Source organism: Streptomyces sp. NPDC006385 (genome assembly GCF_040612485.1).
In the GTDB taxonomy this organism is placed as follows: domain Bacteria; phylum Actinomycetota; class Actinomycetes; order Streptomycetales; family Streptomycetaceae; genus Streptomyces.
In genome coordinates, this window is the sequence record NZ_JBEXQG010000102.1 from 1 (window position 1) to 25,002 (window position 25,002).

Sequence of the window (25,002 nt, forward strand, 5' to 3'; positions counted from 1 at the left end):
GTGTCCGGTACGCGGCCGAGCTGCCCGAGCCGGTGCCGGGCGATGAGGCGGTGTCCGTGGTGCGTGCGTGGCTGGAGTCCGCGGCCACCGCCGCCCACGGGGTCGACGGCGACGAGGAGGCGGCCCGTTGGCTGGAGGCCGTCGCCGAACTGCTCGGCCTCCGGCACGTCCACCGCTCTCGGGTGGGCGGGGAGTGAGCGGCGGGCCGACCCCACCCGCCGCACCATCCTCAACGAGCTCACGGAGAAATCCGGACAGACACTGTTCGAGATCTGCGCCCGGCTGAGCATGAAGCATCAGCTCGGCATCTCACGCCAGGGGGTTTCCCAGCACCTCGCCGTACTGGAGGCCGCCGGACTCGTCGAGACCAGACGGGAGGGCCGCTACAAGTTCCACGACCTGAACACGGCCCCGCTGCGGCAGATGACCGAGCGATGGCTCGCACCCGACACCGCATCCGGCCCGGAGGAGAACACCCCATGAAGATCCACCTGACCAGCGTCTTCGTCGACGACCAGGCCAAGGCGACCGAACTCCTCCTGGAGCCCGCCGGCCACCCGGCCGTCAAGCCTTACCGCGACGCGCTCGCCGCGGACGGCATCCCGCTCGCCCAGTTCGCCGTCGACGACGTACAGGCGGAGTACGAGCGCCTGCGCGCCCTCGGCGTCCGCTTCACCCAGGAGCCCCTGGAGATGGGCCCCGTCACCACGGCCGTCTTCGACGACACCTGCGGCAACCTGATCCAGATCGCGACCAAACCGCAGTAGGCGTCCGCCTCAACCCTGGTCGTCGACGAACAGGTCCTCGGCGGCCGTCGCGTGGACCGCGCGCTGGGCCCACACTTCCAGCTGCCCCAGGTCGGTGCAGCCCTCCACCCGCCTCCGCACGGAGGTCGACACCGGAACACCGCGCCACTCAAGGATCCTGAGCACCATCGCCACGCGCTCCTGCTCCATGCCCAGCTCGATGCCCTCTTCACGGCCCTCATCCCGCACCTTCTCGGCGACAGGGTTCTTGAAGAAGTAGTTCACAGGCGCCATCAGGTCCCTCCAGATCTCCCGTGCCTGAGGATCCACCAAGCAGGCTTCAACGAGCTCCGCGAACACCACCGCGGTCTCGGGTTCGACAGTGTGCAGAGCCGCCGCCAGTGGATCCAGTATGGCGGCAGCCTGCGCGCCCTTGCCATGAGTCATCGCCGAGAACACGGCCATCGGAATGTCCCGTGCGGCCTCCTTCTCGTCTGCGATCACCGGCACGTTGTCAGGGCCGAGAACGAGCGGCCGCACCGAGAGCGAGTGCCAGCCGGGCAGGCCGAGCCGGATAGGCCGGGCTGCCCATCGGGCCGTCCCACTGCTCTGCGTGACGACGATGAGGACCGGCTCACAGCGGTACTTCGCGTACAGATAGGAGAGGTAGTACGCCCAACTCCCGCGCTTGCGCTCGTCCCGCTCGCTCTGGGCCTCGACGACCAGGAGGTATGTCCCCTCATCCGTCTCCGCCCGCAACAGCGTGTCGACCCGCCGCTCGACCGGCTCGATCTCTGTCAGGTCCGCGTTCATGACCGCGAAGTCGCGGGGCTCTGGGAACGGGATGTGCAGTACGCGCTGGCAGGCGCGTGTCAGCAGCGCCGGGTCCTTTTGGAAGACCCGATGCAGCCCCTCGTGCGACGAACTGACCACCATCTCTCCTTACTTGACCGACGTGATCAACGAGCTACGCCGCGACGAGGTCACACCACACGTACTTGCCCCGATTGCCGTGTCTGGTCAACGGCTGCCAGCCCCACAGATCGGAGCAGGCCCGCACCAGCGCCAGCCCGCGCCCTTCCTCGACCTCCCCGAGCCCCTCCAACTCCCGTGGGGGCTCCGGCGGTTCAGGGTCCGCATCCCACGCCCCGATCCGCAGCACACCGGCCGACCAGCGCACCCGTAGGGCGGCGGGCCCCTTGGTATGGCGTACGGCGTTGGCGACCAGCTCGGCCGCGAGGAGTTCGGCGGTGTCGACGAGGTTGATGAGGCCGTGCAGGGTGAGGATCAGGCGGAGGGTGCGGCGGCTGACGGTGACGGCTCGGACGTCGTTCGGGATGTAGAGGGTGTACTCCCAGGGTTCTGTTTCGGGCATGGGTGAACTCCGTTCAGATGGTGGGGAGTTGTTGCGGTGGGCGGGCGGTGGCAGTGCCGCAGCCGTCATGGCGGGACGGAACGGTGCACTTCCGCAGCGTGTACGTCGCATCACCGACGGTAGGGTTTACACGTAACCCAAGGCAAGTCGATCGCGTAATCTGACCCCGAACGAGCCTCACTGGCAGCCGCGTTGAAACCAAGGAGCAGCTCATGGTCCAGAGGCGCGAACCGACTGCACGTCAGATGCGGCTGGGAATTGAGCTTCGCAGGCTTCGCGAGGCGGCAGGACTCAACGCCGTCGAGGCAGCAAGGCTCCTCGGACTGAATCGAGTCCAGATCAGCCAGATCGAATCCGGGGCCACAGGGGTGAGCGAACAGCGGCTGCGTCGCCTCGCGTCCCACTACGCGTGCACGGATGAAGAGTTCGTCAACGCACTGGTCGCCATGGCCACTGACCGCACACGCGGCTGGTGGGAGCAATACCGAGGACAACTCCCCACGCCGTTCCTGGACCTCGCAGAGGTGGAGCACCACGCCGCGTTCCTGCACGACGTAGCAATCCTGTACGTACCGGGTCGGCTGCAGACGGAGGACTACGCCCGCGCCGTCTTCTCCTCCAGGCTCCCCGAACTCACCCAGGACGAGCTTGAGTTGCGCGTCGCCCACCGATTGACGCGCCAGCAGGTCGTCATCCCACACGAGGTCGTGATCCACGAGGCGGCACTACGCATCAGGGTCAGCAACCGTGCTGCCAGCCGAGCTCAACTGGCCCGACTCGTTGAACTCTCCGAAGCAGACCACATCACCTTGCGGGTCGTCCCCTTTGACCTGGACGGATTTGCCAAGGCCTCAAGCACGATGACGTACGTGGGAGGCCCGCTGCCCAGGCTGGACACAGTGGTGCGCGACGCACCCCACGGCTCGGTCTTCATCGACTCCGAATCTCAGCTCAACACCTATCGAACGAGCTTCCGTAGAGTAGAAGCTGTGTCACTCGACCCTGCACAGTCGCGTGACTTCATCCACAAGCTGGCCAAGGAATTGTGATGCGCACCGTGACCCCCACCAACTGGCGGAAGTCGTCCTACTCCGGCGAGGGCGACGGCAACAGCTGCGTGGAAATCTCGAACTCCCCCACCCACATCGGCGTCCGCGACTCAAAGGCCCCGGCCAGGGCGACCCTCACCTTCCCGACCGGAGCCTTCACCCCCTTCATCGAAGCCCTGAAGGCACCTCACTCCACCGTCACCGACTTCGCCAGGTTCCGAGGCTGATCCACCTCGTTCCCCCGGGCGGTGGCCAGCTCACAAGCGAAGACCTGCAGCGGCACCGTGGCGACCAACGGCTGCAGCAAGGTCGGCGTAGCCGGAATCCAGATCAAGTGATCCGCATACGGCACCACCGCCTCGTCCCCCTCCTCCGCGATCACGATCGTCCGCGCACCCCGAGCCCGGATCTCCTGGATGTTCGACACGATCTTGTCGTGCAGAACCGACCGCCCCCGAGGCGAAGGCACGACAACCACCACCGGCAGATCGTCCTCGATCAAGGCGATCGGCCCATGCTTGAGCTCACCCGCCGCAAACCCCTCGGCGTGCATATAGGCGAGCTCCTTGAGCTTCAGCGCCCCCTCCAGGGCCACCGGATACCCCACGTGCCGCCCCAAGAACAGCACCGTGTTCTTCGAAGCGAGCCCGCGCGCGAGCTCCCGCACCGGCTCCATGGTCTCCAGCACCCGCTCGACCTCACCCGAGATCTGCGACAGATCCCGAATGACGGCACCGATCTCATCGCCCCACTTGGTGCCCCGCACCTGCCCCAGATAGAGCGCGACGAGATAACAAGCCACGAGCTGCGTCAGAAACGCCTTGGTGGACGCAACGGCCACCTCAGGCCCGGCATGCGTGTACAGCACCGCATCCGACTCACGCGGAATCGTCGACCCGTTGGTGTTGCAGATGGCCAGCACCTTGGCGCCCTGCTCACGGGCGTGCCGTAGCGCCATGAGCGTGTCCATGGTCTCGCCGGACTGGGAGATGGCGATGACCAGGGTCTGCTGGTCCAGAATCGGGTCCCGGTACCGGAACTCGCTCGCCAGCTCCACCTCACACGGAATCCGCGTCCAGTGCTCGATGGCGTACTTGGCGATCAACCCGGCGTGAAAGGCCGTACCGCAGGCAACGACGACGATCTTGTCGACCTCCCGCAGCTCGGACGCGCTGATCCGAACCTCGTCCAGCGTCAGCGACCCGGCGGCATCGATGCGCCCGAGCAACGTATCGGCGACCGCCTTGGGCTGCTCGGCGATCTCCTTGAGCATGAAGTAGTCATAGCCCCCCTTTTCCGCGGCCGAGGCGTCCCAGTCGACGTGATACGAGCGCACGTCGGCCGGCCGCCCGTCGAAGCCAGTCACCGTCACACCGTCCCGGCGCAGCTCCACGACCTGGTCCTGCCCCAGCTCGATCGCCGACCGCGTGTGGGCGATGAACGCGGCGACGTCCGAGGCGAGAAAGGCCTCGCCCTCCCCGACGCCCACCACGAGCGGCGAGTTCCGCCGCGCACCGACGACCACATCGGGCTCGTCCGCATGCACCGCGACCAGCGTGAACGCCCCCTCCAGCCGCCGGCACACGAGCCGCATGGCCTCGGCGAGGTCGGCCGTCGCCGAGAACTCCTCGGCGAGCAGATGGGCGACCACCTCGGTGTCGGTCTCGGAGGCCAGCTCATGCCCCCGCTCCGCCAACTCGGCGCGCAGTTCGGCGAAGTTCTCGATGATCCCGTTGTGCACGACGGCGACGCGCCCGGCGTTGTCGAGGTGCGGATGCGCGTTGGCGTCCGTGGGTCCCCCGTGCGTGGCCCAGCGCGTGTGTCCGACGGCCGTCGTCCCGGTCGGCAGCGGACGCTCCGTCAGCTCCTTGTCCAGGTTGACGAGTTTGCCCGCCTTCTTCGCGGCCGCCAGCCCCCCGTCCGCCAGCACGGCGACCCCCGCCGAGTCGTATCCCCGGTACTCCAGCCGCTTCAGCCCGGCGGTCACGATCTCGAGCGCCGACTGCGACCCCACGTATCCCACGATTCCGCACATGCGCGGCAGCCTACGACCGAACGCCGGTCGGAAACGGCCGTTGCGTGCCCGAAATCGGAAATTCCCACCGGGGTAGGCACGTCCACGGGGTCCGACCGGCGCCGCCCTGCATCCCGGCCGACGCTGTCCTACGTCTTCGCCCGGTAAGCCCGCATGGCCAGCGGATAGAACACCACCGCGATCCCCGCAGCCCACACCAAGGACCACAACACCGGCTCCGCCACCGCCCCGCCCAGCAGCAGCCCCCGGAACGCGTCCGACAGATGCGTCACCGGATTGACGTCGCTCCACGCCTGCAACCACCCGGGCATGGTGTCGACCATGACGAACGCGCTGCTGGTGAAGGTGATCGGGAAGATGAGGGTGAAGGCGAACGCCTGCACCTTCTCCGCGTCCCCCGCCAGCATCCCGATCAGCACCGCGCTCCAGGACACCGCCGCCGCGAACACGATCACCAGCACGGTCCCGAGCAGGAACCCGCCCAGTCCCCCGGTGACCCGGAAACCGAGCAGCAGGCCGAGGCCGATCATCAGCAGCAGCGCCCAGAGGTGCTTCGCCAGGTCCGCGGTGATCCGGCCGATGAGCGGGGCGGAGCGGGCTATCGGCAGGCTGCGCAGTCGGTCGAAGACGCCCTTGGTGAGGTCGGTGTTGAGCGCCATCGCCGTGTACATCGTCATGAACAGGGTGTTCTGCACGATGATCCCGGGCAGCGCGTACTTCAGATACGCCTCGGGCGAGCCGGCCATCTGTCCGCCCAGCACATACGTGAAGAGGAACACGAACATGATCGGCGTGATGCTGTAGTCGACCAGCTCCAGCGGGTTGTGCTTGACCGCGACCAGGCTCCGCCAGGCCATCGTGAAGGTCTGCCGCAGCCCGTCGAGCGGGCGCACACGGCCCGACTTGGTGACCGGGGCCGTGATCGTCGTGGCGGTGGCGGTCATGGCCGCATCACCGCCTTCTGGAGCTCGTTGTCCTCGTCCCGGACGGCCGCGCCGCCGTCGCCTTCGGGCTCACCGGGCTCGGCGCGGTGGCCGGTCAGGGCGAGGAAGACCTCGTCGAGCGACGAACGGCGCAGGGCGAGCTCCCCCACCGCTATCCCCTCGCGGTCCAGCGCGCGCACCACGGCCGGCATCAACTCGGGGTCCTTCACCGGGGCGGTCACCGTCTCCCCCTCGATCCGGGCCTCCGTCCCGGCCTCCCCGGCCACCAGCCGGTGGGCCCGCGCGAGGTCCTGCCCCAGCACCGGCCGCAGCTCCAGCACCTGCCCGCCGACCTGCGACTTCAGCTGGTCCGGGGTGCCCTCGGCGATCACCCGGCCCTTGTCGATCACCACGATGTCGTCGGCGAGCACATCGGCCTCGTTCAGATACTGCGTGGTCAGCAGGGCCGTCGCACCGTCCGCGACCAGGCCCCGCAGCAGGTCCCACAGCTCACCGCGGCTGTGCGGGTCCAGGCCGGTGGTCGGCTCGTCGAGGAAGAGGATGCTGGGCCGGCCCACCAGGCTGGCCGCCAGGTCCAGACGCCTGCGCATGCCGCCCGAGAACGTCTTCACGGCCCGCCCGGCCGCCTCCGTGAGCTGGAAACGCTCCAGCAGCTCACCCGCCCGCGCCCTGGCCTCCCGCCGCGACAGACCGAGCAGCCGGCCGATGAGCAGCAGGTTCTCCATGCCGGTGAGGTTCTCGTCCACCGCCGCGTACTGCCCGGTCAGCCCGACCATGGCGCGTACGACCCCGGCCTCCCGGACCACGTCGTGACCGGCCACGTGGGCCCTGCCGCCGTCGGGCTGGAGCAGCGTCGCGAAGATCCGCACCGCGGTCGTCTTCCCCGCGCCGTTGGGACCCAGCAGCCCGAGCACCGAGCCCTTTCGGGCCCCCAGGTCGACCCCGGCCAGCGCCTCGGTCTCCTTGAACCGCTTGACCAGGCCTTCCGCCTCGATCGCATACGTCATGGGTCACCCCCTCGGGGTCGGTGGACCCCGGGCTGGGCCCACCTCTCCGACAACTGTGACGCACGGCACTGACATTCCGCGTCCTGGCCGGATTTCTCCCGGAATCGACGGTGCGTGACGGATCCCACGCCGCCGTCCGTTCGTACTGCCGTAACAATGGACTGTGATCTCTCCGGTCTCCTCGATGCCCCGGAGCGCCCACCGGCCCAGGCCGGAGGCGACTCCCTACGTGGACCTCACCCGCTCGGAGTGGAGTGCGCTGCGCGACAAGACCCCGCTGCCGCTCAGCGCGGCGGAGGTCGAGAAGCTGCGCGGCCTCGGTGACGTCATCGACCTCGACGAGGTGCGGGACATCTACCTCCCGCTCTCCCGCCTCCTCAACCTCTACGTCGGCGCCACGGACGGCCTCAGAGGAGCGCTGAACACCTTCCTCGGCGAGCAGGGCTCCCAGTCCGGCACCCCGTTCGTCATAGGAGTCGCCGGCTCGGTCGCGGTCGGGAAGTCCACGGTCGCCCGCCTCCTGCAGGCCCTGCTCTCCCGCTGGCCCGAGCACCCGCGCGTCGAGCTGGTCACCACGGACGGCTTCCTGCTGCCCACCAGGGAGCTGGAGGCGCGCGGCCTGATGTCGCGGAAAGGTTTCCCCGAGTCGTACGACCGCCGCGCGCTGACCCGTTTCGTCGCCGACATCAAGGCGGGCAAGGACGAGGTCACGGCCCCCGTCTACTCCCACCTGATCTACGACATCGTCCCCGGCCGGAAGCTCACGGTCCGCCGCCCCGACATCCTGATCGTCGAGGGCCTGAACGTCCTCCAGCCCGCCCTCCCGGGCAAGGACGGCCGCACCCGGGTCGGTCTCGCCGACTACTTCGACTTCAGCGTGTACGTCGACGCCCGCACCGAGGACATCGAGCACTGGTACCTCAACCGCTTCAAGCGGCTGCGCGAGACCGCCTTCCAGAACCCCTCCTCGTACTTCCGCAAGTACACCCAGGTCTCCGAGGAGGAGGCCCTCGACTACGCCCGCACGATGTGGCGCACGATCAACAAGCCCAATCTCGTCGAGAACATCGCCCCCACCCGCGGCCGCGCCGCGCTGGTCGTGCGCAAGGGCCCGGACCACAAGGTGCAGCGGCTGAGCCTGCGCAAGCTGTAGGGGCGTCACGCGCGCCTGCTAGAAAGACGTCATGCTGCATCTGCGCCTGATCATCCCGGTCGGCAAGACCGACGACGTGGTCCGCCTGATCGAGAACACGGTCGGCACCACGCACCTCGTCGTGCTGCCGGGCGCCGCCCGCACCCCGTCCGGGGACGTCGTCCTGTGCGACGTGGCACGCGAGGCGGGCGACGAACTCATCGGCGCACTACGGCGGTTGGACCTGGACGAGACCGGTTCGATCGCCGTCGAGCAGATCGACCTGTCGCTGTCCGAGCGTGCCGACAAGGCCAAGGAGGAGGCGCCGGGGGAGGGTGCGGACGCGGTGCTGTGGGAGCACCTCGCGGACGCCACGCACGAGGAGTCGACCCTCTCCATCACCTACGTGGCCTTCATCACGCTGGCCACGATGATCGCGGCCTGCGGTGTCGTGCTCGACAACGCGGTCCTGATCGTGGGCGCGATGGCGGTCGGGCCGGAGTTCGGTCCGCTGGCCGGCATCTGCACAGCCGCGGTGCAGCGGGCGCCCCGCCTGGCCCTGCGCTCGCTGATCGCCCTGCTGGTGGGCTTCGCGGTGGCGATGGCGGTGACGGTGGGCTTCAGCCTGTTCATGGACGCGCTCGGGCATTTCAGCAAGGCGGCGCTGGACGGAGCCCGGCCCAACACCCGTTTCATCTGGGCGCCGGACGTGTTCTCGTTCGTGGTCGCGGTCCTCGCCGGCATCGCGGGCACGCTCTCCCTCACGTCCGCCAAGTCCGGCGCGCTGGTCGGCGTGGCCATCTCGGTGACGACGGTACCGGCGGCCGCCAACGCGGCCGTGGCCCTCAGCTACGGCGACACCCGGCAGACCTGGGGCTCCACGGAACAGCTCCTGCTCAACCTGCTGGGCATCATCCTGGCCGGCACGCTGACGCTGCTGGCCCAGAAATGGCTCTGGTCCACACAGCGCCAGCGTAAGAACGCCCTCAAGGACAGCGCCCCGTAAAGGCAGGATTCGAAGCGCGGATCAGCGCTCGACGGGGTTGAGGCAGGAGTACTCGACCCAGCACACGGATGTCGCGCACCCTACCCAAGGGCCGACTTCACGGCATCAGCCAACCGCCCCGCCACAGACCGGGCCTGCTCGATATCCGCCGCCTCGACCATCACCCGTACCAACGGCTCGGTCCCCGACGGCCTGAGCAACACCCGCCCCGTGGACCCGAGTTCCCGCTCCGCCTCAGCGACGGCGGCAGCGAGCTCGGCCGAGTCCCCGACCCGGGACCGGTCCACGTCCGGCACATTGATCAGCACCTGCGGCAACCGCTCCATCACCGAGGCGAGGTCCCGCAGGGTACGCCCGGTCTCCGCGACCCGAGCCGCCAGCAACAGCCCGGTCAGGGTCCCGTCACCGGTCGTGGCGTGATCAAGAATGATCACATGCCCGGACTGCTCGCCGCCGAGGGCGTAGCCGTGCTCCTTCATCTCCTCCAGCACATACCGGTCACCGACGGCGGTCTGCACCAGCTTCAGCCCCTCGCGCTCCAGCGCCAGCTTGAAGCCGAGGTTGGACATGACGGTGGCCACCACGGTCTCGGCGCGCAGCACGGACCGCTCCCGCATGGCCAGCGCGAGCACCGCCAGGATCTGGTCGCCGTCCACCTCCTCGCCGGTGTGGTCCACGGCGAGGCAGCGGTCGGCGTCACCGTCGTGCGCGATGCCCAAGTCGGCGCCGTGCTCGAGGACGGCGGCCTTCAGCGGGTCCAGGTGGGTCGACCCGCAGCCGTCGTTGATGTTGAGCCCGTCCGGCTCGGCGCCGATGGTGACGACCTCGGCACCGGCCCGCTCGAACGCCTCCGGCGAGACGCCCGCCGCGGCGCCGTGCGCCTCGTCGAGGACGATCTTCAGCCCGTCCAGCCGGTTGGGCAGCACGCCGAGGAGGTGGGCGACGTACTCGTCGAACCCTTCGTCGTACGACCGCACCCGCCCGACCGCCGCACCCGTCGGCCGCTCCCACGGCTCACCGTGCCGGTGCTCGTCGTAGACCGTCTCGATGCGGTCCTCCAGCTCGTCGGCGAGCTTGTGGCCGCCGCGGGCGAAGAACTTGATGCCGTTGTCGGGCATGGCGTTGTGGCTGGCGGAGAGCATGACACCGAGGTCGGCGCCGAGCGCGCCGGTGAGGAACGCGACGGCGGGCGTCGGCAGCACGCCGACCCGCAGCACATCGACACCCGCACTCGCCAGACCGGCCACCACGGCGGCCTCCAGGAACTCCCCGGACGCACGCGGGTCCCGTCCGACCACCGCTTTCGGCCGGTGGCCCTCGAAGGTGCCCGCCTCGGCCAGTACGTGCGCCGCCGCCACGGACAGTCCGAGCGCCATCTCGGCCGTCAGATCCGCGTTGGCGACGCCACGCACGCCGTCCGTGCCGAAGAGTCGTCCCACTTGTCCTCCTGAGGAAACTTCAGTTCCGGAAGCGGAGCCGGCGCGCGATCCGCCGCCGAGGGCTCCCGCTTCCAGGCATTCCATGCCTGGGCATCGGATCACACAAGCCTTTGAACGTCTTGTGCCGTTATACGCCCGAGGCCGGTGATAGAACGAACGCCCCGGTGGCACTGTGGCGTGCCGCCGGGGCGTTCGGAGTACCGAAGTACGAGCAGAGGCAGCTTGCGCTTAGCGCTTGCTGTACTGCGGAGCCTTGCGGGCCTTCTTCAGACCGGCCTTCTTGCGCTCGACCGCACGGTCGTCGCGCTTGAGGAAGCCGGCCTTCTTCAGCGGGCCGCGGTTGTTGTCGACGTCGGCCTCGTTCAGCGCGCGGGCGACACCGAGACGGAGGGCACCGGCCTGGCCGGAGACACCGCCACCGGCGATACGGGCGACGACGTCGTAGCGACCTTCGAGCTCAAGAACCTTGAACGGCTCGTTGACCTCCTGCTGGTGCACCTTGTTCGGGAAGTAGTCCTCGAGCGTACGCCCGTTGATCTTCCACTTGCCGGTGCCCGGCACGATGCGGACACGGGCGATGGCGTTCTTACGACGGCCCAGGCCGGCGGCCGGCTGGGGCTCACCGAAGCGCGAGGCGAGGGACTCGGAGGTGTACTCACCCTCCACCGGAACCTCGGACTCGGTGGTGTAGCTGTCGATGTCGATGTTCTCGACGTTCTCGTCGAGCGGCTGCTCGGCAGTGGTCTCGGCCACGATTCTCCTCAGATTCTCTTCAGTCTTAGGGGGTGGCCGGACTTACTGCGCGACCTGGGTGATCTCGTACGGCTGCGGCTGCTGCGCGCCGTGCGGGTGCTGGTCACCCTTGTAGACCTTCAGCTTCGAGAGCATCTGACGGCCCAGGGAGTTCTTGGGGAGCATGCCCTTGACGGCCTTCTCGATGGCCTTCTCAGGGTTCTTGTCGAGGAGCTCGTCGTAACGGACCGAGCGCAGACCACCCGGGTAGCCGGAGTGGCGGTACGCCATCTTCTGGGTCCGCTTGTTGCCGGAGAGGTGCACCTTGTCGGCGTTGATGATGATGACGAAGTCACCGGTGTCGACGTGAGGCGCGTAGATCGGCTTGTGCTTGCCCCGCAGAATGGAGGCGGCGGTGCTGGCGAGACGGCCCAGGACGACGTCCTGAGCGTCAATGACGTGCCACTGGCGCGTCACATCGCCGGGCTTGGGGCTGTACGTACGCACGGTTCGTAGCCTTCGCTTCGAGTGAATGGTCCTGACAAGGTCACCGAAACGATCACGACAGCCTGGACCGCACGGCGGCGACGCATACCGCGTACATGGGGTCGCTGGTCATCGGCCCGGTGGACCGGTGTAAGGGCCCGTCCCGTGAGAATGAGCAAGCCAATACACAACGAAAATGCAGGATACCTGCGGCGCCTCGGCCGGGTCAAAACGGGTTGCCCGCGACTCGCCTCGCACGCCGGACGGGCCACGCCGCCCTGGACGGCCCCGAACGACGGGCGACTCTCACTCCCCCGCCCCGGGCGGCTCCGATGCTCCCGAGGCCCGTCTCCCGGCCGACCGGGTCGGGTGGTGGACGGACGAGGCCGGGGGTCCGAGGGCGGAGCCCACAGCGGGGTCCAGGGGCGCAGCGGCCGGCGGGGCCGAAGGGGCGGCGGCCCTGGAGGACGGGACGGGCAGGGGCGGCGGGCGCCAGCAGGACCGGCCGCCCCGACCACAGTGGACAGCCAGCGTCACCGCCATCCCGCACAACGTCACCGCGTCCCTGAAGGCCCGCCGCTGTACCCCCTCCAGATAGGGCCAGCTCACCCCGGGAAGCTGCGGCACCAGCGCCAGCCAGAACCACGGCCCCCGGGCGACCGCCCCCGCACACGGCAGCCCCGCCACCACCAGCGGCACGACGACGAGCAGATAGTGGTCGTACGACGGCCTGGCGACCAGGAACGCCGACAGCATCAACATCACCGCGGTCTCCGCGAGCCGCAGCGCCCCACCGTCCCCCCGACGCCAGCGCCACCACGCACACCCCAGCCCCGCCCCCGCCCCCGCCAACCCGATCCCCCCGGCCAGCACCCCCGGCACCCCCACCCTCGGCAGCACCGCGCCCGGCGACGCCTCATACAGCCGTACAAAGCTGTCGTCGCCGCTCAGGAGAAACGGCAGGGTACGGGTGAAGAAACCCGCCGGATCCGGCAGCAGCAGCGCCGCCCCCACGGACGCCACCACCGGCACCCCCACCAGCGCTGCCAGCCCCCGCCACCGCCCGGCGAACACGAACAACAACCCCACCGGTGCCAGCAGCGGCTTCAGCGCGGCCGCCGCACCGATCACCAGCCCCGCCGCCACCCACCGCCCCCGGCCGGCCAGCAACAACGCCAACGGCAGGGCGAGCACCGCCGTGGCCGTCCAGTTCCCCAGCAGGACAAGGTGCGCGAACGGCGCGAACCCCGCCGCGAGGCCGAGCAGACCGAGCACGGCGAAGCGGCTGCGCAGCGGGACGCCGTGGAGACGTAGCGCACAGGCCCAGCCCCCGACCAGACATCCGGTCACCGCCACCGGCACCAGCACGCTCAACGCACCCCGCGGGATCAGCACCTGAGGAGCCGCCGCCAGCACCGCGCTCGGCAAATAGAGGAAGTGGGAGTCGTCATACGGCGAACTCCCGGCCCACCACACCCGTGCCGCCCGCACGACGATGGCGTTGTCCATCCCTCCGTCCGAGGTCACCCGGGCCGTACGCGCCACGAGGGCGGCCAGCACCGCCCCGAGAGCCGCCCACAGATGCCACGTCGCCCGTCGTACCAACCACCCGGAGATGTCGCTTTTGCGCTCGCTCACCGTGTGAACGCTAGGTGCGCGTGCGCTTCTTGCGGCGGACCGGCACACCCTGGGTCCGTCTAAGATGCGCCCCATGAGCTACGGGCAGCAGGGGGGACCCCAGTCCCAGTGGGATCCCTGGAAACCGCATTCCGAGCAGCCGTGGAACAGCGGCGCCGACGCGACGCCGGACTGGGCCGCACTCGCCGAGGCGTCCGAGACGCGCAACAAACGGCGCCGGCTGCTCTTCATCGGCGGCGGCGCGCTGGCCACCGTCGCGATCGGTGCCGCCGTCGCCATGGCCGTGGTGTCGGCGAACGACAGCAACTCGGCCTCGAACAAGCCGACTTCCGAACTCCCGGGGACGTCGGGACTGCCGAACCAGTCCGCCACCCCGTCGTTCGCATCGACGAGCGCTCCGCCGCCGCTGGACCCGAAGGACTTCATCTCCAGCAAGAGCAAGGACACCGCCCCGCTCAGTGCGCAGCTCCTCTTCCCGGGCAAACAGCTGACCGTGGGCGGCGAGACGGTGTACAAGAAGGGCGCGACGGACGACACGAAGAACTGCTCCGCCGCCACCAAGGGCGGGCTGCCGAAGATCCTCACCGACAACGACTGCACCAGCTTCATGCGTGTGTCGTACGTGAAGGACGACATCGCGGTGACGGTCGGCGTGGCCGTTTTCGACAACGAGGCGCAGGCCACCAAGGTCAAGGGCGCGGTCAACACCGAGAAGGACATCATCAGGTCCCTCCCCGGCAAGGGCATCAAGGACTTCTGCACGTCCTCCGTCTGCCTCTCGACCTCCAACTCCTACGGCCGTTACGCCTACTTCACCATCACCGGCTTCACCAGCGGCAAGGACATGACGGACAAGGACACGGAAGCCTTCCAGGTCGGTGAGACCCTGGAGCACTTCGCCTACCGCCAGATCCGCACGCGGGGCGAGGCGCAGGCGTCGGCGGCGGCCAACGGGTAGCGGCGGCCCACGGGCGGTCGGCCGCCGCCCTGGTACGAGACGGCGCCGCCGACGGCGGTCAAGCGCGGTCGTCGGCGCCCGGTCGATGCGTCGGCTTCCCGCGCCTCACAGCCGCTTCGCGCTGCGCAGCGTCTTCGCGTAGTAGCCGTTGCCGTCCAGCCGCGAGACTCCTCCCACGTCGCCGATGGTCGGTCCGTTGACCTCCTCACGGCTGGAGACGAAGATCAGGTGCCCCTCCGTGTCATGGCCGAGCACCATGCCGACGTGGTCCAGGCGCTGGCCCGTGCGTGTGTCGAGCTTGAAGAAGACCAGGTCACCCGGCTGGAGTTGGTCGATGGCCGAGGGCCGGTCCTTCCCCGTGATGCCGGTGAGCGGCAGGATGTCCGCGCCCTCCTTGGAACGGGCCATGCCGTTGGCCGTGCGGGGCAGGCCGTCGCCGGAGATGTCCGAGGACATCAGGGGGTAGCGGGCGCGGTAGCCCAGCACCATCCGGATGAACCCCGAGCAGTCGATCGACCGGGCCCGCGCGCTCTCCGGCTGCCCGACGACACCGTCCCGGAAGGGGTACGGCACACCGAGGTAGTCGTAGAAGTCGGACTGCTCCAGCCGCAGGTCGCCGCCCTCGGCACCGCTCGCGTTCAGCGGACCGAAGTTCGCGTCACCGGCGTAGACGGTGCCCTGCTCGTCCTTCTTCTCCGGTGCGCCCGCCACGTACTGGAAGGCGAAGGCGAAGATGTCGTCCTTCTTGCTGTCCTTGTTCTCGGCGTACCACTGCTTGAACCACTTCTTCTTCTCCGCGCCCGCGGCCCAGGCTTCGGGCATCAGCCGCACCCAGTCCGTGGTGGACACCTTGGAGGAGGTCGAGGTCGGCTCCTGGAAGGTGCGCGCCGGCCCGGTCAGCGTCGCGGTGCGCGCGCCGTCCGTGAACACCGCCTTGATCTGCCCGTCTGACCCGCGCAACACGGACCGCGCCGGGTTCTCCAGCCGGGACCAGGTCTCCTTCCCCGGGTCCGCCGAGGCGCCGGAGCTGCGGCCGCCCTCCAGGACGCCGACGTTGCGGACCTCGGTGACACCCGGCTCCTCCTGCGCCCGCAGCTCCACCGTGAGGTAGCCCGACGCCGCGACGAGCGTGAGCAGCACCAGGCCCGAGACGACCGGCCGCGACTTCTTCTTCCCTGCCATCGTTTGCTCCTCGGTTCTCAGACGGTCGGCATGACGCCGAGCAGCAGGCCGGCGGCGACGACGATGTAGGCCATGAGGGAGACGGTGCCGGTGGCCAGCAGTGTGGCCCCCTTGGGCTGGCGCACCATCTGGTAGGCGATCAGGCCCGGCACGATGAACCCGAGCGTCTGGTTGCCGTACAGCAGCGGGAACTCGATCGAGAGCACGATCATGACCGTGGCCTGCAACAGCACGCCCAGCAGCACCACCGCGGCGAACAGCCGCTTGCCGTAGAGGATCACCAGCCGCTGCATGATCTTGGTGCCGCCGTAGGTGAGGGCGGTGACGCCCACCACCATCGCCGCGCGCTGAAGGTCCTCGATGAGGGTGAGCGCGAGCCAGCCGGGGGTGATCATGCCGCCGGGCGACAGGTTGGTCGTGAGATAGCACAGCAGCGAGAAGAACAGGCCTATGGCGATGCCCAGGGCGGCCATCTCGGGAGTCAGGGCGGCGGTGGTCAACGGGTTCTCCGGGCAGGGGATGCGGATTCGGGGGCGAAGCGGGCGGCGGCCGACGGGCCAGGGCCACCCGCTCCGCGAAGGTCGGGCACACGGCGGCGGGCGTCAGACACGCGGTGGGTGTCCCCCTCCGGCGTCGTCCGCCGGCCGCCGGACCGGCCGGCCGAAGGAATCGTCGCCGTACGGCTGCGGCACAGGACCTGCGCCGTACGGCGGCTCCTGCCCGGGCACCTGCTCCTGCCCCGGTCCGCGCACCGGCTGGCGCGGGGCCCGGAACCACTCCGAGACCACCTGCTGCCCGTTCTGGTACGGCACCTGCTCCGGCGCCTGCGGCAGGCTCTCGCCGTACCCCTGCCCCCGGCCGTACTCCTCTCCCGGTGCGTAGGACGCCCCCGCTCCCGGCACGGCCCCGGCGTACGACCCGCCCGCCTCGGCATACACGCCAGGCGTCTCGGCGTACCGGCCCGACGGCTGGGCCGGGATGGTGATCACCGGGATCTCCTGGGTCTGCGAGGCCTGGTACCGCTCCTCGTAGGCCGTGGGATACGAGGCGTACGGGTCCAGGCGCTGCGGCTGCTGCGGCGCGCCGACGACCGTGTGCCCGGCCTCGTCCGTGCCGCTCTCGTCCGCCGGGAGCTCGGCGAGGTACTCGAGGAGTTCCTCGCCCTGCCCGTGGATGTTGCCGATGGCGACCAGGGAGGAGCCGTCTGACATCCGGCCGAGCAGCGTCGGCATGAACTCGTCCGCCGAGCGGCGCTCTCCGCCCAGGTCGACCGCGCGGTCACGCCAGTCGGCGGGGATGGCGTCGATGGCGCTCTTGGCCGGGTGCCCGATGACGAACACGTTGTCCGGCTGGAGGTCGGGGATGATCTCGCCCATCTGGCCGTTGCGCTCCACCCGGTCCGGGCGGCAGTTGATCACGACGTTCAGGGGGCGGCGGATCGCGCCGAGGTCGAGCAGCTGGTTGATGTTCATCAGCGTCGACTCGGGGTCGTTCGCCGCGAACACGTTGGCGAAGGCGAGCCGCTTGCCCTCGGGCGTGACGTACCGCTCCACGGACAGCACACCCGGGTCCGGCGGGGCGTCGTACATGCCCTGCAACGCGACCTTGCGCTCGACGCCGAGCAGGTCGGCCACGACCAGCGCGATCGCGACGTTCTCCTTGAAGGTGAACCAGCTGAAGCCGCGCAGCTCCTCGTCGGTGACCGTCTCCGGATCGGCGTAGACCAGCTTGCAGTCACGGGCGTCCGCCTCCTCCTGGAGGATGTGGAAGCGCTCCTTCTCGGCGGTGACGCAGATGCCGCCCTCCGGCATCGAGCGGCACAGCGAGCGCGCCACGTCGTCCAGGGTGGGCCCCATCTCGGCGAGATGGTCCTCACGGACGTTGCACAGCACGCCGATCGTCGAGCGGATCAGCTTGCTCTGGTTGACCTCCTGGAGGGCCGGCATGACCGCCATGCACTCGATGACCAGCGCGTCGGGCCGGTAGGTGGCGGCCCTGCGGACGATGCCGATCTGCTCGACCACGTTGGCGATGCCGAACTTGCGGTAGACCGGCTCCTCCGTCGCGTCCGGGTGGATGAAGCGCGCCGCGGTGCCCGTCGTCTTGGCCACGGTGACCAGGTCACCGCCGCGCAGCGCACCCGCGCACAGCCGGGTGATGGAGGACTTGCCGCGGATGCCGTTGACGAGCACCCGGGAGGGGATGGTGTGCAGGGCCGCGTAGTGCCGGCGCTGCTCGATGATGCCCGCGATCAGCAGGCACACCCCGCCGATCAGCAGCACGAAGTAGAGGTAGAGCACGGCCGGTCACCTTCCTCCGGCGCCGAGCCGGGGCTCGGCACTGCGGCGCGTCTGGTTCTGCCTGCGGGCCTGCAACTGCTGGCGGACCAGTTCGAGGCTGCGGACGACGGCCCCCACCTCGTCGTGGTAGCGGGGGTACAGCACGGTCTTGAGGTCGCCGTCGGCGAGCTTCTCGGCGCTGCTCGCGAGGGCGCGCAGCGGCCGGACCACCACCAGGTGGATCCAGCCCAGGCAGACCACGATCAGCGCGAGCCCGAGCATGCCGGCGAGCACGCTTCGGTCCTCGCGCTCGTACGGGGCGATCTCGAAGTGCTTGGCGTTCTGCCAGCTGACCACGGTCCAGCCGATGTCGGCGGCCACACCGCCACCGGAGAAGGGCGCCGCGGCGGCGACGGTGACCGAGCGCCCCTCGCGCAGCAGCAGGCCGTTCTCCACGGGTCCCGCGCCGACGTGGACACTGCCCGCCCGCACGACGTCGGCGAGCGCGTCGCGCGGGAGCTCCTCGAAGGCCAGGAATCCGTCACTGGCGGCGACGGTCCGCGCCTCGGTGTCGACCACGCGGACCTCACCGAGTCCGGGCCGGTTCAGCAGCGAGTTCAGGAACTCCACCCGCACCTCGCCGACCAGGGTCATGCCCTTGTGGTCCGGTACGGGGGCCCCGGCCTGGATCACCGGTTTCTTGCCGCCCTCGCCCGACACCCGGATGAGCGACGGGGCCGCTTCCTCCGCTTCCCCGGCCCCGCCGTCCTGATCCCAGCCGGCGCCCGGCTCGGCACCGGCACGGGCGACGACGTCGCCGCCCTCGTCGACGACGTACAGGGAGCCGTAGCGCGGGTGCTTGCGCAGGGCGTCGTCGAGGACCCGGGTCGTGGCGTCGGGGTCGTCCGCGTCGATCAGCCGGGAGATGGAGACGAGGTCGGCCTGGGCCTCGTTGAGGGCCCGCCGGACCCGGTCGGCGACGAGGTCGGTGCGGTCGCGCTGGTCGTTGACCATGGTGCTGGGCACGCTCACCGAGGCGTCCGTGCGGTTGAGCAGCAGCCCGACCGGCACGCACCACAGCAGCAACAGGACGGCTGTCAGCGCCAGCGGCGCCCGCAGACCGAACCGGCCCGCGCGCCGGCCGTCGCGCCCACCGGAGCCGCCCTCGCCGCCCGAGCTGCCGGCATCACCGGAGCCGCCCTCGCCGCCCTGGCGTCCGTGTTCGCCTTCCCCGTCGGACAGCTGCGCCCGCAGCCGTTCCAGGGCGGCACCGACACGCGCGGTCTCGCCCCAGCGGGGCACGTCGACAGGACGGGTCAGATCACCGCGGGCCAGCCGACGGGACTCCAGAAAGAGCAGCAGCAGGGGCCGCTGCACGGCCCTCCACAGCAGGGCCGCCGCCAGCAGCCCGAACACCACCAGGACGCCGGCCGCCACCAGCCCGTACAACTCGCGTTCCTGCCCGACGGCCTGCTCCTGCACCACCGGCAGCATGGCCACGACCGTCAGCCCGAGGCCCGCGCCGACGCTTTTCTTCTCGTCCGGGTCGGCGGAGGCGAGGGAGGCGTATCCGGCGGTGGCGACCCGGCCGTTGTAGGCGTCGCCCAGCAGTGTTCCGCTGACGCCCGGGTAGCCGCGGGAGCCGGGCTCCCTGGCGCTGACCGGGTCCTGCTCGGCCTCGTTCGCGGCCCGCTCGGACAGCCGGGTCATCTGCTTCTGGAGGAAGGTGAGCTCGCTGCGCTCGGCGTCCGAGTTGAGCGCCTCGGCCTGTTCGAAACCGGCCGTGGCGAGGACCTCGCCGCCCCGCGCCACGACCGCCATCGAGCGGAACGGGCCCAGGTTGATGGCGGGCACCGAGAGGCTGCCCGAGGCGATGAGGAGTTGCTGCGGCCGGTCCTTCCAGTCCAGGACCGCCATGGTCATCAGCCGTACGTCACCGGTCCTCAGCCGCACCATGCGCGGCGTCAGGGCGTGCTCGCCGGTGAGGACGTCCTTGTCGAGCCAGGCGAGGGGAATCGTTTCACCGCGAGCGGCGAGCACCTCTCCGCTCTCCAGGTCCAGCACGGTGGTGCCGGTCCACTTCTGGTACGTGCCGCTCAGGTCCGACAGCACACGCTCCGGAGGCGTCGGCTTCCCCGCGTTCAGGGCGGCCGCGGTGCGGTTCAGGTCGGTGACCCGCTCGTCGATCGACGCGCGTAGGGCGATGGCGCCGTCCTCCGCGAAGTACTGCTGGGAGCTCAGCACCGCCTTCGGCACGACCGGGTCGCCGGCCGGGCCCAGCACCTTGGCGGTCAGCCCGGCCAGGGCGAGGATCAGCAGGCACAGCAGCGCGATCGGCGGCCGTATGCCGCCCAGGAGCGGCATGTCCGCGCGTCTGCGGACGCGCCGCCGCCCGCCCCGTGCGGGACGCGGCACGCCTTGGGTTGGAGTCACCGGTGGTTTCCTTCGCCTCTTCACTACTCAGGCGCTCGCGGGAGCCACCGCTGAACGCGGGCATGAGACGCCGTCACTTCTAAGACTCCTGACCCGCGGCGGGGTTGGGCTCCGGGGCGCAACAACTGACTGTGTCGCTCATCACGCGCCCGGCGAGAACTGCTCCAGACCGTCGCCGCCCGGCGCTCCCCGGTTGTGGAGGAAGCCGCTCGTGCGGTCCTCGGCCAGCCGGTAGCGGGCGAGCCGGTCCTCGGACAGGTCGCCGGGGTTGTCGAGCGCCTGCTGCACGTCCACGACCCGGTGGTCCTCGACCGCGCCCGCGGGCGGCTTCGCGCCCGGCTCCAGCTCCGGCGGGATGTCGACGAGCGTGGTCCGGTAGCGGGCGCTGACGTCCCAGCCGTCCGTCGTCTCCCGGAACTCGAACCAGCCGATCGCGCCCTCCTCGGTGAGGCCGGTGGGCGAGGAGTGGCGGGCCACCTGGTTGCCGAGGCTGTAGGCGATCCAGGTGCCGTTGAGCTTCTGGATGGGCTGCACGACATGGGAGTGGTGACCGATCACCAGGTCGATCCCGGTCTCCTTGGTGATCCGCTCCGCCAGGTCGAGCTGGGGGACGCTCGGCTCGTTGTAGTGCTCCAGGCCCCAGTGGACGGAGAGGATGACGACCTCGGCGCCCTTCTTGCGGGCCCGGGACTCGGCCTTCTTGATGTCGTCGGTGCTGAGCCGGTTGAAGGCCCAACGCTCCTTCTCGGGCGTGGGGTTGAGGAAGGACTCCCAGGAGAAGGACAGATGGGCCACCTTGACGCCGTTGACGTCCCGGATGTTGATCTGCTCTGCTTCCTCGGGCGTACGCGCGGACCCGGTGTGCCCGAGGCCCACCTTGTCCATCGTGTCCAGGGTGCGCTTGACGGCCTTGAGGCCGTGGTCGTAGGTGTGATTGGAGGCCGTCGAGCAGGTGTCGTACCCCACGTCCTTGAGAGCCGTGAGGATCTGCGGGGGCACGAGGAACTCCGGGTACCCCTCGAAGGGGCCCTTGGGTGTGCCGACCGGCGTCTCCATGTGACAGATGGCCAGATCGGCCTTGCTGATGACCGGCTTCACCCCGGCCATGAGCGGTCCGAAGTCCAGCCCGGCCTGCCCCGCACCGGTCTTCTTGGCGTCCTTGGCCGCCTGTTCGACCAGCTCGGGGTGGATGAGCACATCGCCCGCGGCGGCGACGGTGAACGACCGGCCGTCCGGCTTCACCTGCGCCTCGGTGGGCCCGGAGGTACAGCCGGCGGTCAGGCCGCCCAAAGCCACCAGAACCGCCAGCGAGCGACCCATACGGAGAGACTTACGGAATGTCACCGCGACATATTCACACGCGCCCCACAACTCAACCCGTCTCTGCCGTCACAAGACGGTCACGTTTCGCTCGCGTTTTTACCCAAACGGTTTTGATTCTGGTGTTGGCCGGTTGCGACACGACATCGCCCGAAGGTGCGGAACATTCGGTTCCGCAGGCCCGGGAGCTCGTGGACCTCCGCAGCCGGATCCTCACGTACACGGCCGACTTCGAGCCCGCCGACCCCTACACACCGCCCGGCGACGACGAGCGTGAGCAACTGGCGCGCGGCGTAGGGCATCTGCTGGACGGCGACGCGGCCGAGGCGGAGCGGCTGCTCGCCCCGCTCGGTCTCGGCATCACCCGCCTCACCGACACCGACTCCGGCCGCCGCTACGACGAGGTGGCCGCCACCCGGCAGGACGGCAAGGCCGCGCGCTGGGGCCGCCTCTACCTGAACGCGGACTCCGCACTCCGCTGGAACGTCCAGGTGCCGCACCCCGTGTCCGACCGGGACACCGAGGCACTCGGCGTCCGGCTGCTGGAGGGCAGCCCCTCGGGCTCGCTGGTCCTGGCCGGCGCCCACCGCCGCGCCGGCCGCGGAGACGACGCGGACGTCGCCCACCACGAGTCCAGCGCCTTCCACACCATCGTGGTGGAACTCCAGAAGCGCGGCGTGCCCGGCCTCCAGGTGCACGGCTTCGCCGAGACGTCCGAGCGCCCGTACGAGGCGATCGTCTCCGGGGGCGCGGCCCAGACCGCGTCGGGCGAGGCGGCCGCGCTGGCCGACCGTATGGAGGCGGACGGTCTGCGGGTCTGCCGGGGCTGGTCGGCACGCTGCCCGCTGGAGGGCACCACGAACGTCCAGGGCAGGTCGGCGGAGCGGCACCACGCCACCTTCCTGCACGTGGAACTGGCCCCCGACGCCCGGGACGACGGCGCCGAAGCCGACGAGGCCGCCGACGCCCTCGCCGAACTCCTCACCACCTGGTCGGACGACTGAGCCCCGCGCCAACCCCCACCGGACGCTCGGACCGCCCCACCCACCGGGCTCAGCAGCAGCCGGCCGGCCCCGGCAGCGACCGCCTGTTCCGCGCCTCCTTGTTCCGCGCGGCCAACAACTCGTCGGCCGGGTACCCGACCTCTTCGAGGGTCAGCCCATGGGGCCGTACGACATGCACGGCGGAGTCCCTGACTCCGGCGGCGCGCACCTTGCCGGGCCAGTCGGCGGGCCGATGACCGTCCCCCACGAACAGCAGCGCCCCGATGAGCGAGCGCACCATGTTGTGGCAGAAGGCGTCGGCACGCACCGTGGCGGTGATGATCCCGTCGTCCCCCCGCACGAGGCTCAGCTCCTGGAGCGTGCGGATGGTGGTCGCCCCCTCCCGCTTCTTGCAGTAGGCGGCGAAGTCGTGCTCACCGAGAAGCCCTCGCGCGGCCTCGTTCATGGCGTCGACGTCGAGGGGCCAGTCGTGCCACAGAACGTGACTGCGCAGCAGCGGGTCGACACCGCCGGGATTGTCGGTGACCCGGTACGCGTACCGCCGCCAGACCGCCGAGAACCGAGCGTTGAACCCGCGGGGCGCCTCCCTGAGCGCCCACACCCGCACGTCCTTCGGCAACCGCCCGGCAAGCCGCTTGAGCAACTTCTCGTGGTGTTCGCGCCAGACCGACTCCGGCAGATCGACATGCGCGACCTGACCCCGCGCATGCACACCGGCGTCGGTACGCCCGGCCACGGTCAGTTCGTACGTCTCCCGAGACCGAGTGACCGTACGCAACGCATCCTCGATCTCCCCTTGTACGGTCCGCCGCCCCCCGGCCTGCTTGGCCCAGCCGTGAAACTCGGTGCCGTCATAGGAGAGGTCGAGCCGGACACGGACGCAACCGGGTGCTACTTCATCACTCACGTGCAGATCCTCTCAGCAACACAAGAGCGGGCCCGCTCCTCGAAAGGAACGGGCCCGCAATCGCCCTGAAGGGGCGCGGGGAACTGCGCGACAAGCCACGACGATGCCGCAGCGGCGCGACGCAGCCACCCCGCGGACGGCTCAGGCGTCCTTCGACTCCTCGGCCGGAGCCTCGGCGGCGTCCTCGGCCTTGGTCGTGTCGACCTTGGCCTCGGCGGCGTCAGCAACCTCGGCGTCCTTGGCGGCACGCTTGGTGGCGGCCTCGGCCTCGCCCGTGGCCTCCTGAGCGACCGTCAGCGCCTCGACCAGCTCGATGACAGCCATGGGCGCGTTGTCGCCACGGCGGTTACCGACCTTGGTGATACGGGTGTAGCCACCGGGACGGTTCTCGTACCGCGGGCCGATCTCGGTGAAGAGCGTGTGGACGATGCTCTTGTCCGTGATGACCTGGAGCACCTGACGGCGGTTGTGAAGGTCGCCCTTCTTCGCCTTGGTGATCAGACGCTCGGCGTACGGCCGCAGACGACGGGCCTTCGCCTCGGTGGTGGTGATCCGGCCGTGCTCGAAGAGACTCTTCGCGAGGTTCGCGAGGAGCAGCTTCTCGTGCGCGGCGCTGCCGCCCAGACGGGCACCCTTGGTGGGCTTCGGCATGGTTCTTCTCCTGTGTGTCTGCCCCGGCCGTATCAGGTACTGGGGTCAGTATCCGAGCAGGCGGTCGCCTGTCGGAGATCCGGGCGCCTTTTCAGACGCCCGGAAGGTCCGCACCCTCAGGGGGCGCGGGGAACTGCGCGACCAGCCACAACCGGCCCGCAGCCAAGATCCAGCAGTCGGACCCGAGCTCTTAGTACTGCTCGGTCTCCACGAACCCGGCATCCGCGTCGTCGTCGGCCCCGAAGGCGTCAGCGGCGGCGGTCGGGTCGAATCCGGGCGGGCTGTCCTTCAGGGCCAGGCCCATGCCGGCCAGCTTCGCCTTGACCTCGTCGATCGACTTCGCACCGAAGTTACGGATGTCGAGCAGGTCGGCCTCGGAACGAGCGACGAGCTCACCCACGGAGTGGATGCCCTCGCGCTTGAGGCAGTTGTAGGAGCGGACGGTCAGTTCGAGCTCCTCGATGGGAAGCGCGAGGTCGGCCGCCAGCGCGGCGTCCGTCGGAGACGGACCCATGTCGATGCCCTCGGCGTCGATGTTCAGCTCACGGGCCAGACCGAACAGCTCGACCAGGGTCTTACCGGCCGAGGCCATCGCGTCACGCGGACGCATCGCCTGCTTGGTCTCGACATCCACGATCAGCTTGTCGAAGTCGGTGCGCTGCTCCACACGCGTGGCCTC

General features: G+C 69.7%; 24 protein-coding genes and 2 pseudogenes. 9 read left to right on the plus strand and 17 right to left on the minus strand.

The features are described 5' to 3' along the window. The 3 genes and pseudogenes from ABZ078_RS40645 to ABZ078_RS40655 all read left to right on the plus strand — a co-directional run. Positions 1-197 (plus strand): annotated as a pseudogene (locus ABZ078_RS40645) (hypothetical protein); the annotation flags it as partial. A 7-nt stretch (positions 198-204) separates the two neighbouring features. Next, a pseudogene (locus tag ABZ078_RS40650) lies at positions 205-483 on the plus strand (metalloregulator ArsR/SmtB family transcription factor); the annotation flags it as partial. Next, positions 480-767: a VOC family protein gene (locus ABZ078_RS40655; protein WP_356583563.1), complete on the plus strand. Its 288-nt coding sequence runs from the start codon at positions 480-482 to the stop codon at positions 765-767. The pseudogene ABZ078_RS40650 and the gene ABZ078_RS40655, both read left to right, overlap by 4 nt. A 9-nt stretch (positions 768-776) precedes the next feature. On the opposite strand, the gene ABZ078_RS40660 is transcribed toward ABZ078_RS40655, so the two are convergent. Continuing rightward, positions 777-1,679, minus strand: coding sequence for a hypothetical protein (locus ABZ078_RS40660; RefSeq protein WP_356583583.1), 903 nt, complete (start codon positions 1,677-1,679; stop codon positions 777-779). A gap of 34 nt (positions 1,680-1,713) precedes the next feature. Beyond that, positions 1,714-2,121: an ATP-binding protein gene (locus ABZ078_RS40665; RefSeq protein WP_356583564.1), complete on the minus strand. Its 408-nt coding sequence runs from the start codon at positions 2,119-2,121 to the stop codon at positions 1,714-1,716. Positions 2,122-2,333: 212 nt separating this feature from the next. Between ABZ078_RS40665 and ABZ078_RS40670 the strand changes: the two genes are divergently transcribed. Together ABZ078_RS40670 and ABZ078_RS40675 are read left to right on the plus strand one after the other, a co-directional pair. Then, positions 2,334-3,170, plus strand: coding sequence for a helix-turn-helix transcriptional regulator (locus ABZ078_RS40670; RefSeq protein WP_356583565.1), 837 nt, complete (start codon positions 2,334-2,336; stop codon positions 3,168-3,170). Beyond that, positions 3,170-3,397, plus strand: a complete 228-nt coding sequence (locus tag ABZ078_RS40675) for a DUF397 domain-containing protein (protein ID WP_356583566.1) — start codon at positions 3,170-3,172, stop codon at positions 3,395-3,397. Before ABZ078_RS40670 ends, ABZ078_RS40675 begins: the two co-directional genes overlap by 1 nt. Here ABZ078_RS40675 and glmS read toward each other — a convergent pair. The 3 genes from glmS to ABZ078_RS40690 form a co-directional block, all read right to left on the minus strand. Further along, on the minus strand, positions 3,358-5,205 hold the full coding sequence (gene glmS / locus ABZ078_RS40680; RefSeq protein WP_356583567.1) for a glutamine--fructose-6-phosphate transaminase (isomerizing): 1,848 nt from the start codon (positions 5,203-5,205) through the stop codon (positions 3,358-3,360). The genes ABZ078_RS40675 and glmS overlap by 40 nt on opposite strands. A gap of 128 nt (positions 5,206-5,333) precedes the next feature. Continuing rightward, positions 5,334-6,149, minus strand: coding sequence for an ABC transporter permease (locus tag ABZ078_RS40685; protein WP_356583568.1), 816 nt, complete (start codon positions 6,147-6,149; stop codon positions 5,334-5,336). Further along, positions 6,146-7,156, minus strand: a complete 1,011-nt coding sequence (locus ABZ078_RS40690) for an ATP-binding cassette domain-containing protein (RefSeq protein ID WP_356583569.1) — start codon at positions 7,154-7,156, stop codon at positions 6,146-6,148. Before ABZ078_RS40690 ends, ABZ078_RS40685 begins: the two co-directional genes overlap by 4 nt. A gap of 163 nt (positions 7,157-7,319) precedes the next feature. Between ABZ078_RS40690 and coaA the strand changes: the two genes are divergently transcribed. Continuing rightward, on the plus strand, positions 7,320-8,309 hold the full coding sequence (coaA, locus tag ABZ078_RS40695) for a type I pantothenate kinase (RefSeq protein ID WP_356583570.1): 990 nt from the start codon (positions 7,320-7,322) through the stop codon (positions 8,307-8,309). 31 nt (positions 8,310-8,340) lie between these two features. Next, positions 8,341-9,294 (plus strand): DUF389 domain-containing protein, encoded by a 954-nt coding sequence (locus ABZ078_RS40700; RefSeq protein WP_356583571.1) that lies wholly within the window; start codon positions 8,341-8,343, stop codon positions 9,292-9,294. Positions 9,295-9,374: 80 nt separating this feature from the next. Here the strand turns inward: ABZ078_RS40700 and glmM are convergent, their stop codons facing one another. The 4 genes from glmM to ABZ078_RS40720 all read right to left on the minus strand — a co-directional run bounded on the left by glmM (position 9,375) and on the right by ABZ078_RS40720 (position 13,589). Beyond that, positions 9,375-10,733: a phosphoglucosamine mutase gene (gene glmM / locus ABZ078_RS40705; protein ID WP_356583572.1), complete on the minus strand. Its 1,359-nt coding sequence runs from the start codon at positions 10,731-10,733 to the stop codon at positions 9,375-9,377. 228 nt (positions 10,734-10,961) lie between these two features. Continuing rightward, complete coding sequence (gene rpsI / locus ABZ078_RS40710) at positions 10,962-11,486, minus strand: 30S ribosomal protein S9 (RefSeq protein ID WP_356583573.1); 525 nt, start codon at positions 11,484-11,486, stop codon at positions 10,962-10,964. A gap of 42 nt (positions 11,487-11,528) precedes the next feature. Next, a complete protein-coding gene (gene rplM, locus ABZ078_RS40715) occupies positions 11,529-11,972 on the minus strand; it encodes a 50S ribosomal protein L13 (RefSeq protein WP_356583574.1) in 444 nt (147 codons plus the stop codon). A gap of 285 nt (positions 11,973-12,257) precedes the next feature. Further along, entirely contained in the window at positions 12,258-13,589 is a 1,332-nt protein-coding gene (locus tag ABZ078_RS40720) for a glycosyltransferase family 87 protein (protein ID WP_356583575.1), read from the minus strand. Between the two features lie 73 nt (positions 13,590-13,662). Between ABZ078_RS40720 and ABZ078_RS40725 the strand changes: the two genes are divergently transcribed. After that, complete coding sequence (locus tag ABZ078_RS40725; RefSeq protein ID WP_356583576.1) at positions 13,663-14,547, plus strand: hypothetical protein; 885 nt, start codon at positions 13,663-13,665, stop codon at positions 14,545-14,547. A 105-nt stretch (positions 14,548-14,652) separates the two neighbouring features. Here the strand turns inward: ABZ078_RS40725 and ABZ078_RS40730 are convergent, their stop codons facing one another. The 5 genes from ABZ078_RS40730 to ABZ078_RS40750 form a co-directional block, all read right to left on the minus strand. Further along, positions 14,653-15,729, minus strand: coding sequence for an NlpC/P60 family protein (locus ABZ078_RS40730; protein ID WP_356583577.1), 1,077 nt, complete (start codon positions 15,727-15,729; stop codon positions 14,653-14,655). A gap of 17 nt (positions 15,730-15,746) precedes the next feature. Then, complete coding sequence (locus ABZ078_RS40735) at positions 15,747-16,229, minus strand: poly-gamma-glutamate biosynthesis protein PgsC/CapC (protein WP_019753111.1); 483 nt, start codon at positions 16,227-16,229, stop codon at positions 15,747-15,749. Positions 16,230-16,331: 102 nt separating this feature from the next. Continuing rightward, entirely contained in the window at positions 16,332-18,029 is a 1,698-nt protein-coding gene (pgsB, locus tag ABZ078_RS40740; RefSeq protein WP_356583578.1) for a poly-gamma-glutamate synthase PgsB, read from the minus strand. Positions 18,030-18,035: 6 nt separating this feature from the next. Then, complete coding sequence (locus ABZ078_RS40745; protein ID WP_356583584.1) at positions 18,036-20,372, minus strand: HAMP domain-containing protein; 2,337 nt, start codon at positions 20,370-20,372, stop codon at positions 18,036-18,038. Between the two features lie 210 nt (positions 20,373-20,582). Then, positions 20,583-21,761 carry a CapA family protein gene (locus tag ABZ078_RS40750; RefSeq protein WP_356583579.1) on the minus strand — a complete coding sequence of 393 codons (1,179 nt, stop codon included), beginning with the start codon at positions 21,759-21,761 and terminating at the stop codon, positions 20,583-20,585. A 191-nt stretch (positions 21,762-21,952) separates the two neighbouring features. On the opposite strand from ABZ078_RS40750, the gene ABZ078_RS40755 reads away from it, so the two are divergent. Further along, the gene (locus tag ABZ078_RS40755) at positions 21,953-22,765 is read left to right on the plus strand and encodes a hypothetical protein (protein ID WP_356583580.1); all 813 of its coding nucleotides are present in this window, start codon (positions 21,953-21,955) and stop codon (positions 22,763-22,765) included. 49 nt (positions 22,766-22,814) lie between these two features. Here ABZ078_RS40755 and truA read toward each other — a convergent pair whose 3' ends face one another. The 3 genes from truA to ABZ078_RS40770 form a co-directional block, all read right to left on the minus strand. Then, positions 22,815-23,672: a tRNA pseudouridine(38-40) synthase TruA gene (truA, locus tag ABZ078_RS40760; RefSeq protein ID WP_356583581.1), complete on the minus strand. Its 858-nt coding sequence runs from the start codon at positions 23,670-23,672 to the stop codon at positions 22,815-22,817. Positions 23,673-23,813: 141 nt separating this feature from the next. After that, positions 23,814-24,323, minus strand: a complete 510-nt coding sequence (rplQ, locus tag ABZ078_RS40765; protein ID WP_356583582.1) for a 50S ribosomal protein L17 — start codon at positions 24,321-24,323, stop codon at positions 23,814-23,816. A 190-nt stretch (positions 24,324-24,513) separates the two neighbouring features. Continuing rightward, on the minus strand, positions 24,514-25,002 hold a 489-nt coding region (locus ABZ078_RS40770), incomplete at its 5' end, for a DNA-directed RNA polymerase subunit alpha C-terminal domain-containing protein (protein ID WP_317863813.1).